We start from the raw sequence: 11,495 nt of genomic DNA on the forward strand, positions 1-11,495 counted from the left end.
CATATCTGACGGAGTCACTTTCGACCGCGTCCATTATCGTATTCCGCTGATCAAATGTAAGGTACTTAAGAAGGCCATCATAGAGTTTGGCACTTTCAGCGGCAATCTCCGGGCTGAGCTGTTGGCTGGTCAGCGGCGCCAGCCGGATGAGCGCCTCGCCAAAATCTTTTTGTTTGAAGTGGAGGAGGCTCAGCGTATAGTTCGCCTCGGTTGAAATCTGTGGGTTATTTCCCTCTCTGATATTGAGCAGGCGGCTCCTGGCCGTTGCGTAATCCTTCATCCCGAAATAGGATTTTCCGGCAAAAAGAAGTCCCCGGTCGGAATGTACCTGATCAAACAGGGCGGCGGCCCTGGCGTATTCTCCCTCCTGGTATAGCTTGATACCCTCCTCAAGCGACTGACCCTGGGCGGTGGAAAAGGAAGCCGGTCCCGCAAGCAGGAGAAAAGCCGCTGCAACCAATAATAAGGGGCGGAAAATATAGCGGAAATGCACTTTCATAAGGTCTCTGGTTGAAGATTGCGAAATAGCTTTAACCGTAGGTAACGTATTTTGTTCTGCCTTATTCCTTATTCCCATTCAATTGTTGAAGGCGGCTTGGAGCTGACATCATATACGACCCGGTTGATACCGCGGACTTCATTGATGATACGGTTGGAAACGTGCGCTAAAAAGGGGTGAGGCAGATGGGCCCAGTCGGCGGTCATGCCATCTACGCTGGTTACGGCCCTGAGGCCGGCTGTAAATTCGTAGGTGCGCTCGTCGCCCATGACGCCCACGCTTTGTACCGGGAGCAATACCGCCAGCGCCTGCCATACGTCATCATAGAGATCCTTCTTTCGTAGTTCGCTGATAAAAATATCGTCGACCTCACGCAGCAGAGCGAGTTTATCCTTTGTAACATCTGAAAGGATACGGATGCCCAGTCCGGGACCCGGAAACGGGTGCCGCTTGATAAAATGATCCGGAATCCCCAGTTCGCGCCCTACGTTCCGTACTTCATCCTTGAACAGCTCCCTGACCGGCTCTATCAGTGCGAGGTTCATCTCTTCGGGGAGTCCCCCCACATTATGGTGCGATTTAATGGTGGCAGAGGGACCTTTGAACGAGATGCTTTCAATGACATCCGGATAGAGCGTACCCTGGGCCAGGAATTTAAAATCGTTATCGCCTGCAATAGCATCATCAAAAACATCGATAAAAATATTCCCGATAATTTTTCTTTTTTGTTCGGGATCGATCACCCCCTTGAGCTCCGCCAAAAAGCGATCGGCGGCGTCAATTCCCCTGACCGGAAGATTCAGCTCTTCTTCGTAGATATCCAGCACATCCCGGAACTCGTTCTTTCGCAGCAACCCGTTATCCACAAAGATACACTGCAGCTGGTCGCCAATGGCCTGGTGGACAAGCGTAGCGACCACCGTGGAGTCTACACCACCGCTGAGGCCGCATAGCACGCGATGGTCACCCACTTTTTCCCGGATCTCCTTGACGGTGGATTCAATAAACGACCGGGCGGTCCAGCTGCCTTCCAGATGGCATATGCCGTAGGCAAAATTCTCCAATATCTGTTGCCCGTACACGGTATGTACGACTTCCGGGTGAAATTGAACCCCGAATATCTGCTGCTCTGTGTGCCGTACGGCTGCCACGCGGGCGTTATCGGTATGCGCTATGATCTCGTACTCCCGGGGCATTTTTTTGATATGATCGCCATGGCTCATCCAGACAACCGACTCCTGGGGAATGTTTCTAAACAGGTCGGAAGCGTCATCGACGATCAGCTCGGAGCGCCCGAACTCGCGGTGATCGGCCTGTTCCACGGAGCCGGGTATTTTATTATGAGCTAAAATCTGCAGCCCGTAGCAAATGCCCAGGACCGGGACGTTCCACTCGAAGATACCGGTATTCAAGCCCGGCGCTCCCTCGTCATTAACGCTGCTGGGCCCCCCAGACATGATAACGCCTTTCGGGGGTTGATCTGCAAAAGCGGAGAGCTCTTTGTTAAAGGGATGGATCTCACAGTAAATATTCAGCTCGCGAATACGGCGCGCAATCAGCTGGGTATACTGGGAACCGTAGTCGAGTATAATGATCCAGTCAGAAGGTCGATGTTGCATGCAAAAGAAATATAACTATATAGAATGACACCGCGGGGATGCCTGAATTAATGGGATTGAATGAGGTTAACTAACGATATCCTGATATTCGCCGGCCGACATAAGTTCGTCGAGCTGGGAGGCGTCGCGGAGGGTAATCCTGACCATCCAGCCATCCCCGTAAGGATCATCGTTGACCAGCTCAGGTTCCACTTCCAGGGCTTCATTGATTTCAAGTATTTCGCCGTCAACAGGCGCAAAAAGCTCTGAAACGGTCTTTACCGCTTCGACCGTCCCAAAAACCTCATCCTTTTCGAATTCGGTTCCTTCCGGTTCAAGTTCTACAAAAACGATATCGCCCAGCTCACTCTGGGCAAAGTCCGTGATGCCGATGGTGGCCGTCTCGTCTCCGTTGTCGCGAATCCACTCGTGTTCTTTCGTATATTTCAGATCCTCGGGATGATTCATAATACTGTGGTTTTCTAATTGCTGTCGGGATTAAAGTTAAATTTTTCAAGATAGTGGGTATTGAACTCTCCTTTCAGGAAGTTTTCATCATCCATCAGCTGCAGATGATACGGTATGGTGGTCTTGACTCCCTCGATAATATACTCTTCGAGCGAGCGCCGCATGCGTTTAATGGCATCTTCGCGGGTGGGGGCGCTGACGATCAGTTTTCCAATCATGGAGTCGTAGTGGGGGGGGATTCTGTATCCCGCATAAGCATGGGTGTCAATGCGAACACTGTGTCCCCCGGGCGTATGAAACACCTCGATGGTACCGGCGGAGGGACGGAAGTTATGGGCGGGGTCTTCCGCGTTTATACGGCACTCGATAGCATGGCCGCGCATTTTTAATTCCTTTTGTTCCAGTTCTTCTCCCACAGCCACCTTAATCTGCTCAGCCACCAGATCGTAATTGGTGATCTCTTCGGTCACCGGATGCTCGACCTGTATACGTGTATTCATCTCCATGAAGTAAAATTTCTTGTCCTTGTCGACCAGAAATTCTACCGTACCCGCTCCTTCGTAATCTACCGCCTGGGCTGCATCGATAGCCGCCTGGCCCATCTCTTCCCGCAGTTCGGGCGTCATGAGAGGAGAAGGGGATTCCTCTAAAATCTTTTGATGGCGTCTCTGCAGGGAACAGTCGCGCTCGCCCAGGTGGATGATATTGCCATGCTGGTCGCCCAGAATCTGGATCTCTACGTGGTGGGGATCCTGTACAAATTTTTCAATATATACCGCAGGATCGTCAAAAGCGCCTTTCGCCTCAGACTTGCACGTACCGAACGCATGCTGCAGTTTTTCCTCCTCGTGGACCACCCGCATACCGCGTCCCCCGCCGCCCGAGGAGGCCTTGATAATTACGGGATAGCCGATCTCTTTGCAAATACGCCTGGCTTCCTCAACATCATCGACCACCCCGTCGCTGCCCGGTACGACCGGTACGCCGCTGTCAATCATGGTTTCCTTGGCCACGGACTTATTGCCCATGGCGTCAATCATCTCCGGGGAGGGACCGATAAACTTGAGGTCGTGTTCGGCACAGATACGCGAGAACTCAGCCTTTTCGGATAAAAATCCATAGCCCGGATGTATGGCTTCGGCATTCGTTATTTCTGCTGCGGCCAAAATGCTGGGGATCTTCAGGTAGCTGTCCTTGCTGGGTGGGGGACCGATACAGACGGCTTCGTCAGCGAACTTTTTGTGGAGGCTGTCGTTATCGGCGGTAGAGTAGACGGCTACCGTTTTGATGCCCATTTCTTTACACGTGCGAATAATTCGAAGAGCGATTTCGCCGCGATTGGCGATAAGAATTTTATTAAACATGAATTATCTCTGTTTTATCCGATGATAAATAATGGTTGATCGTATTCTACCGGTTCTGCGTCATCTACGAGAATCTTTTTGATTTCACCGGAATAATCAGATTCAATTTCATTCATAATTTTCATCGCTTCTACGATGCAGATCGTCTGGCCTTCTTCCACCTGGTCGCCGACCTTGACAAAGGGATCGTCATCGGGAGAAGGGGACCGGTAAAAAGTACCCACAATGGGTGATTTAACGACCTCCCCTGAAGTTTCATCGGATTCTTCCTCGTCGCCGCCCTCCTTCTTCCCTGCCGCCGGCTGCTGCGGAGCCGGTTGCTGTCCACCTGCCGGCTGTTGCAGCGCCGGTGCCGGCATCTGATATTGTACCGGCATGGAGGGCTGTTCAACATCCGCTTTCTTTTTTACTTTGATTTTAAAATCTCCCTCCTCTATAGATACTTCATTCACTTCGCTTTTGGCAATGAGTTCGAGAAGATTTTCAATTACTTTTAAATCCATGGTAGAAATTAATTTGATGTTACACGTTCGATATATTCGGCTGTGCGGGTATCGACCTTTATTTTTTCCCCTTCGTTGATGAACAGGGGAACCTGCACGGTGGCTCCGGATTCAAGGGTGGCCGGTTTGCTGCCTCCCTGGGCGGTATCACCCTTTAGGCCGGGACGCGTATCGGCTACTTCAGCTACGATATGGTCGGGAGGGTGAGCATACAATATCTTCTCGTTATCGACATCGACCACGAGCGTACAAACCTGGCCCTCGGTCATAAATTCTGATTTTTCCACGCGCTCCTCTTCCACCGGAACCTGTTCATAGGTCTCCTGGTGCATAAAATAATACAGGTTTCCATCGAGATAGAGAAACTGGTAGGGCTGATGCTCGACGCGAACTTCTATAACGTCTTCACCGGAGCGGAAGGTTTTTTCAATATTTTTTTCGTTGACAACGCCTTTGAGCTTGGTTCGGATAAAGGCGCCCCCTTTACCGGGTTTAACATGCTGGTAGTCGACTATGGAGTAGAGTTCATTGTCAACATCAATGACCATCCCCGTTCGGAAATTAGAGGTTGAAACTTTTGCCATATGTATAGGTTATCATTCTTCAAAATTAGTGGCACAAAAATACCATGTCGGATGAAGGATAACAAGCGTTAAATTATACCCAGACCGGACAGCAGGTTGTAGAGTATAGCCAGGGGCGCAATAACCTTGACAAACAGGGGCCATACCCGGCCAAAAAAGGACGTCATAACCGTGGGATAGCCCTCCTGCATTTCAGCCAGGGCGTTATCCGTTTTCCAGTAATAGCCGAGAAACAGGCAGATAAGAAATCCGCCGAGAGGAAGCCCTATTTCATTAAAGATAAAAACAAAATGATCGATCAGGGAAGTGTCAAAAGAGATGATCAGTGAAATAGCCAGCACGCCTCCGCCAATATACGTGGCAGCGCTTTTGCGCTTTAAATCGTGTTCATCGATGGCATAGGAGACGGGGACCTCCAGCAGAGAAATGGTGGAGGTCAGGGCTGCGATACTGAGAAGAAAGAAAAAGGTGCCTCCGAATATGAGTCCCAATAGTCCCCCCATTTCATGAAACAGTTCCGGCAATACCTGGAATATAAGCGCCGCACTTGCCAGCAGATTTCCGCTGTCATCAAAAATAGGTACTCCCTGGGCCTGGGCCATATACATCGTGGGGATGACCAGCAGGCCGGCCAGGAAGGCGATAAACGCATCCATGAGCGTAACATATGTAGCGGCTTCCGGGATATTTTCCTTTTTGCTCAAATAGGAGCCGTAGGTTATCAGGGCCCCCATGCCGAGCGAGAGCGAGAAGAACGCCTGACCCATAGCCGATAAAATGAGATCGGGGGTTACTTTCGAAAAATCGGGCAAAAGATATATCTCGAGTCCCACCCCGGCTCCCGGCTGCAAAACAACGTAGCCGATCATCACCACCAGGATAATGAGCAGCAGGGGCATCATAAATTTTGTAGCCCGTTCAATCCCGTCGCTTACGCCCCCCAGGATGATGGAGATGGTCGCTCCCATGAACAAGGTCGCAAAGACGGCGTTAATGGGGCCATTGCCCGTATCGGAAATCCAGGCGGCCCAGTCGGTCATGCCGAGATAGAAGAAGACTTCCTCAAAGACATAGCTTACGGTCCAGCCCGCTATAACCGTGTAGAAGGCGAGGATCATGACCCCGCAGATAAGTCCCCACATTCCAATGGCTGAATAGAGCAGCTTATTGTCCCCCAGTACCTTGAACGCACCGACAGGGTTGCGACCCGTTTTGCGGCCCATGGTGATTTCAGCAACCATAACCGGAAAACCGATGGCGAAAGCACACAGAAGATAGATAAAAAGGAATGCAGCCCCGCCGTTAGAGGCTACCTGAGTCGGAAATCCCCATATATTCCCCAGTCCGACTGCCGAGCCGGCTGCCGCCAGTATAAATCCCAATTTTGAATTCCAGTTACCCCGGGATGTTGTTGATGTCGCCAAAAATAGACTCCTTTTCTGATGTTAAAAGATACAGGTTAAAACTACATTCTGTGTACCCGGTACGTTGATATGCCGGGGAAAAATTAAGCAAGGTGTTCCAGTGTCATGTTATCACACTTCCCGGCTTTGCGTCTGTTTCTACGAACTTCAGGGACCCCTCGTCCTCTTCCGCCATCAGAATCATACCGTTGCTTTCCACGCCCATCAGTTTTTTGGGGGCCAGGTTTGCCACGACACATACTTTTTGTCCCACAATATCACCGGCAGAGAAGTCATGGGCGATACCCGAAACAATGGTTCGCTGTTCAAAACCGAGGTTGACCGTCAATTTAAGCAGTTTATCAGCTTTTTCAATGGCCGCAGCCTCCACAATTTCCCCTGCCCGGAGATCTATTTTCATAAAGTCGTCAAACTCCATATTTGTTTTGAGCGGCTCGTACTGATCTTCGGGAGCACCTTCCCGGGAGCGTTTTTTCAGTTTTTGAAGCTGCTCTTCCACCTGCTCGTCCTCGATCTTCGTAAACAGGATCTCACCCTTTTCAATATGATTCCCGCTCTTCAGGATCGCCGCGTCAATACGATCCCATTTCATATCATCGTCTGTGAGATTCAGTTCTTTTCTAAGTACCGCCATTTTGTGGGGCAGTATCGGGTCGAAGAGCAGACTCATCGCAGCTGTAATCTGCAGACAGACATGGAGGGTATTGCCGCATTTTTCGATGTCTTCCCTGCGCGATTTCCATGGTTCCATATCCGTAAAGTACTTATTGCCGATGCGAGCCAGCTTCATGGTTTCGGCAATGGCTTCGCGCAGCTTGAATTGTTCATAGGCGGCGGCTATCCGCTTCTTCTGGTCCTTAATCCGGGCAAGCGTTTCACGATCCCTGTCCGACGCATTTTTAAGTTCGGGCACGACACCATCAAAATATTTATGCGTAAAGGAGGTGGTCCTGAAGACGAAATTGCCCAGGATGTCAGCCAGCTCGCTGTTTACTTTATTTTGAAAGTCCTCCCAGGAGAAATCGGAATCCTTGGTTTCGGGAAGGATGGTCCCTAGCACATAGCGGAGCAGGTCGGCCTCGAAGTCTTCCAGGTACTCTTCTAGCCACACCGCCCAGCCCCGGGAGGTGGACAGTTTCTTTCCCTCCAGATTCAAAAACTCGTTGGCAGGCACATTTTTGGGCAGTACGTATTTTCCGTAAGCCATCAGCACGGCCGGAAACATGATGCAGTGGAACACAATATTATCCTTGCCGATAAAGTGAATCAGGTCTGTTTCCTCATCCTGCCAATAGGTTTTCCACCGGTCCGGATCGCCCTGCTGCTCGGCCCACTCTTTGGTGGCCGAAATATAACCGATGGGGGCATCAAACCAGACATAGAGGACTTTGCCCTCGGTATTATCAAGGGGAACAGGGACGCCCCAGGTCAGGTCACGCGTGACGGCCCGGTCTGCCAGTCCGTCGTCAAGCCAGCTTTTTACTTGCCCTGCCACATTCGGCTTCCAGTTCTCCCGGCTTTCAATCCAGTTTTCAAGTCTCTCCTGGAAGTCGCCCAGCGGCAGGTACCAGTGCTTTGTTTTTTTGGTCTCGGGCGTATCTCCTGTGATGGCGCTTTTGGGATTGATGAGTTCGGTGGGAGAGAGGGATGCGCCACAGCTTTCGCATTGATCGCCATAGGCCTCTTCATATCCGCAATGGGGACAGCTGCCTTTTACATAGCGGTCGGGCAGAAACATTTCTGCTTTGGGATCATACAGCTGTTCTTCGGTTTTTTGTATGAAAACCCCGTCTTCATACAGCTTGGTAAAAATCTGCTGCGAAGTCTGGTGGTGGACCGGGGAGCTTGTTCGCCCATAATAATCAAATGAGATTCCGATTTCATCAAACACCTTTTTATTACGTTCATGAAACTTGTTTACAATATCCTGGGGATTCACACCCTTATCCTCCGCCGCGATGGTGATGGGTACGCCATGCTCATCGGATCCGCAGATATAGAGGATGTCTTCGCCCCGCAGGCGTTTATAGCGGACATAGAGATCGGCCGGCAGATAGGCCCCGGCCAGGTGTCCCAGGTGTATAGGTCCATTAGCATAGGGAAGGGCAGAAGTGACAAGTGTGCGTTTAGACATTGCTAATAATATTCAGGGTTGACAAGAATGGTCGAAAATAAGTGTATCCGACCTAAAATAACAAAAATGGTTTTATATAGTGGGATTGAATATGAGCAGCCTTTGCAAAACCGCTCTTTTGCCCGATGTCGCCATTATCGGTCGGTTGAAATGCTCACATGTACGTTATACGCTGCGATTCCAACCTCCCTCGGGTCTTGACCTTTCCCGATGCTTCGGGACTGGTTTTTCAAAGGCTTCTATGATTCTGTTCTTTTTTTCAATGAGGAAAAGCAAAGATGTAGTGTTCCATTTTTTGAACGACCAAAAATAACGGGACCCAAAAAATCGCCGCATGTGAATTCTTCGCCTGGGCCGCGCAGCGGCATTTCTCAAACAGGAATGATTATTGGGCGCTGGGATTCCGGTCACTTGTTCCAGCGATATTTTTAAGGCCGGAAGGGAGCGCCCTCTCACTCATTGAGCAAATCCAGCGGGTCTTCGGCACTTCCTATAATGGTTTCAAGGGCATCGGTGAGGGTAACGAGTCCTGCAATACGGCCATCTTCTTTTACCAGGGCGAGCTCCTGACGCTCGGCTTGGAACCGGTCAATGAGCTTGCTGACCGGTAAATCCTGGGGCACGATCATTCGGGGCCAGTCAAAATCATCCAGCTCTTTTTCTCCCTGTAAAAGCTGTTCCATATTGGCGGTAATCTGGGGCGTATAAAGGATGCCCTTAACATCGTCAATGCTGGTGCCAACCAGTGGGTAGCGGGCATGCATATGACGGCTGACAATGTCGATATTTTCCCGGATGGTTTTATCCGTACTCAAGCTAACAATATCCTGCCGGGGAATCATGATCTCTTTGACCGGTATATGATCGATATCCAGGGCATTGAGGACCTCTTTGCGACGGTCCCCCGAAACGCCCTTGGTTTTAAGCAGGTCGACCATCTGAGAGCGGATATCACCGGAACCGGACGCGCTATGCTCGTTAAGCCATGAACGGCCTATCTCAATGCCGAACAGGCGGAGGGTAGCCTTGGTAATGCGGTCTCCGAAGAGCAGGATCGGATAAATGGCATAGGTCCACCAGTAGAGCGGGAAGGCAGCATACTTGGCAACCGTTTTAGCCCGTTCCACGCCCAGGTAGGTCGGTGCTTGCTCACCCCAGATGGTGTGAACAAGGTTTATGAGCGTAATTGATAATACAATGGAAATGGTATGGGAGGAAATCGTCCCGATACTATCCGCGGGCATAAGCAATTCAATAAGTTCGGTAACAGCAGGCTCGGCAATAACGCCCAGCAGAATGCTGGTTGTCGTAATACCGATTTGGCAGGAGGTGAGGTAGATTTCCAGCGTTTCGGTCATTTCCCAGGCCCTGTTGAGCCCGGCATGGTCTTCGAGTTCTTCCCGGTCGTACTGGCGCAGGCGGGTTAAGGCGAATTCTGCCGCTACGTAGAACGCGTTAAGAAGGAGGAGGACAATTCCGCTGATTAGTCGGATATACAGTTCCATAGGTTACGTTGCGTTTTATATATAACATTAACGAACGGGGTGAATGCTCGTAACGCAATTGCTGTGATTTCTGTCAACATGAGATCATAATAATTCGATCGGAATACGTTGATGCTACAGTATTTTATATAATCCCGGGAGAGTGTAGTGTTCCATGCCTCCGGCATTCTCACACGGAAATGATTTTCAGGCGCCGGGGTTCCGGCCACATATTTGGAAGATCTTTTTCTAAGGCCGGAAGAGAGAAATAAATGTCAGAGAATTTTCTGCAGTTTTTCAAGTGAGATATTGGCCCCGCACACAACCACCACGGTGGTTTGGTTTTTAAATTGCGATCTCCTTTTTAATAAACTCGCAATGGCCACTGCTGCAGACCCTTCGACTATTTTATGATGGTATTTTATCACAGAGCGGATGGCCTCTGCAATCTCCTCTTCAGAAACCAGGATAAAGTCATCCACCAGTTTCCTGCACAGATCAAAGGTAAAGGAATCGGCTTCGAATCCACCGGCCGAGCCATCCGAGAGGGTTTCTTTTGATGCTGTTTCCCGGTATTCGCCGGCGCGGACGCTCACGCTCATCTCGGGGGAGTTTTCCGGCTGGCAGCCGAGTAGGGAAGTGCCCGGTGCGCATTCCCGCATGTAGGTCCCAATACCGGAAATGAGTCCGCCTCCCCCCACGGTGGCCAGGATATTATCCGGACCGGGAAGCTGTTCCTGAATTTCTGCGCCGATGGTTCCCTGTCCCGCCACCACCTGGCGGTCGTTGTAGGGAGAGACGTAGATCCAGCCGTTTTCCCGGGCTTTTTGACGTACGTACGTCTCCGTTGCAAAGGGGTCGTCCCCATGGAAAGCAATCTCCACATCGTAGTCTTTTATGGCGTCGACCTTCGAGGGTACGGCGTTGTGCGGTAAAAATACTTTGCCCTGTATGCCGAGCAGGTCGCAGGCATGGGCGAAGCCCAGCCCGTGATTTCCGGTGGAAGCGGTAACCGGCAGCCCTTCCCGCTGCTGTTCCTGTATCCATTTCAGCTTGTTCAGGCTACCCCGGGCTTTGAAGGAGCCCGTTACCTGTTCACTTTCCATTTTTAGATAGACATCGCCCTCACAGGCATCGCTCAGCCAGTGGGAATAGAGCAGGGGCGTGTAAAAAAGATCATTTTTGAGACGCCCGCGCGCCCTTGTAATTTCTTTGAATAATGTCATAGTAATAAATACCGACGTAAGAGAATATTGCTGTAAGAGCTGAATGTAACGGAGCACTCATTTTCCAATTTCCAATACCTAACTTCCAATTCCCAATTCCTAACTTCCAATTCCAAATTCCTACGTCGGCAGTCCCTCCATCTGCATGATCTTCAGGGCGTTGGTAGTGGGACACGGACCCGGCTTCAGCTTATACTCGAAACTCATTTTC

Annotated in this window: 10 protein-coding genes; all 10 read right to left on the reverse strand. The window is 50.5% G+C overall.

What is annotated here, in order from left to right; translation table 11 throughout:
* A partial coding sequence (locus ACESLU_RS06595; protein WP_372636853.1) for a tol-pal system YbgF family protein occupies positions 1-499 on the reverse strand: 499 nt, incomplete at its 3' end.
* Between the two features lie 68 nt (positions 500-567).
* Positions 568-2,118: a glutamine-hydrolyzing GMP synthase gene (gene guaA / locus ACESLU_RS06600; protein ID WP_372636856.1), complete on the reverse strand. Its 1,551-nt coding sequence runs from the start codon at positions 2,116-2,118 to the stop codon at positions 568-570.
* Positions 2,119-2,184: 66 nt separating this feature from the next.
* Positions 2,185-2,565, reverse strand: a complete 381-nt coding sequence (gene gcvH, locus ACESLU_RS06605; protein WP_372636858.1) for a glycine cleavage system protein GcvH — start codon at positions 2,563-2,565, stop codon at positions 2,185-2,187.
* 14 nt (positions 2,566-2,579) lie between these two features.
* The gene (gene accC / locus ACESLU_RS06610; RefSeq protein WP_372636861.1) at positions 2,580-3,929 is read right to left on the reverse strand and encodes an acetyl-CoA carboxylase biotin carboxylase subunit; all 1,350 of its coding nucleotides are present in this window, start codon (positions 3,927-3,929) and stop codon (positions 2,580-2,582) included.
* Between the two features lie 14 nt (positions 3,930-3,943).
* Complete coding sequence (gene accB / locus ACESLU_RS06615; protein WP_372636863.1) at positions 3,944-4,432, reverse strand: acetyl-CoA carboxylase biotin carboxyl carrier protein; 489 nt, start codon at positions 4,430-4,432, stop codon at positions 3,944-3,946.
* Between the two features lie 8 nt (positions 4,433-4,440).
* Positions 4,441-5,016: an elongation factor P gene (gene efp / locus ACESLU_RS06620; protein ID WP_372636866.1), complete on the reverse strand. Its 576-nt coding sequence runs from the start codon at positions 5,014-5,016 to the stop codon at positions 4,441-4,443.
* A gap of 68 nt (positions 5,017-5,084) precedes the next feature.
* Complete coding sequence (locus ACESLU_RS06625) at positions 5,085-6,440, reverse strand: sodium-dependent transporter (protein ID WP_372636869.1); 1,356 nt, start codon at positions 6,438-6,440, stop codon at positions 5,085-5,087.
* 103 nt (positions 6,441-6,543) lie between these two features.
* Entirely contained in the window at positions 6,544-8,574 is a 2,031-nt protein-coding gene (gene metG, locus ACESLU_RS06630; protein ID WP_372636872.1) for a methionine--tRNA ligase, read from the reverse strand.
* Between the two features lie 452 nt (positions 8,575-9,026).
* Positions 9,027-10,079, reverse strand: a complete 1,053-nt coding sequence (locus tag ACESLU_RS06635) for a hemolysin family protein (protein WP_372636874.1) — start codon at positions 10,077-10,079, stop codon at positions 9,027-9,029.
* A gap of 254 nt (positions 10,080-10,333) precedes the next feature.
* Positions 10,334-11,284, reverse strand: a complete 951-nt coding sequence (locus ACESLU_RS06640) for a threonine/serine dehydratase (protein ID WP_372636877.1) — start codon at positions 11,282-11,284, stop codon at positions 10,334-10,336.
* Positions 11,285-11,495 lie beyond the last annotated feature (211 nt).

This window comes from Fodinibius sp. (genome assembly GCF_041642155.1).
In the GTDB taxonomy this organism is placed as follows: domain Bacteria; phylum Bacteroidota; class Rhodothermia; order Balneolales; family Balneolaceae; genus Fodinibius.

Coding starts and splice junctions, on each gene's coding strand:
- gcvH (WP_372636858.1), bottom strand. CDS start 2,565: ATGAATCATCCCGAGGATCTGAAATATACGAAAGAACACGAGTGGATT.
- efp (WP_372636866.1), bottom strand. CDS start 5,016: ATGGCAAAAGTTTCAACCTCTAATTTCCGAACGGGGATGGTCATTGAT.
- accC (WP_372636861.1), bottom strand. CDS start 3,929: ATGTTTAATAAAATTCTTATCGCCAATCGCGGCGAAATCGCTCTTCGA.
- ACESLU_RS06640 (WP_372636877.1), bottom strand. CDS start 11,284: ATGACATTATTCAAAGAAATTACAAGGGCGCGCGGGCGTCTCAAAAAT.
- metG (WP_372636872.1), bottom strand. CDS start 8,574: ATGTCTAAACGCACACTTGTCACTTCTGCCCTTCCCTATGCTAATGGA.
- accB (WP_372636863.1), bottom strand. CDS start 4,432: ATGGATTTAAAAGTAATTGAAAATCTTCTCGAACTCATTGCCAAAAGC.
- ACESLU_RS06635 (WP_372636874.1), bottom strand. CDS start 10,079: ATGGAACTGTATATCCGACTAATCAGCGGAATTGTCCTCCTCCTTCTT.
- guaA (WP_372636856.1), bottom strand. CDS start 2,118: ATGCAACATCGACCTTCTGACTGGATCATTATACTCGACTACGGTTCC.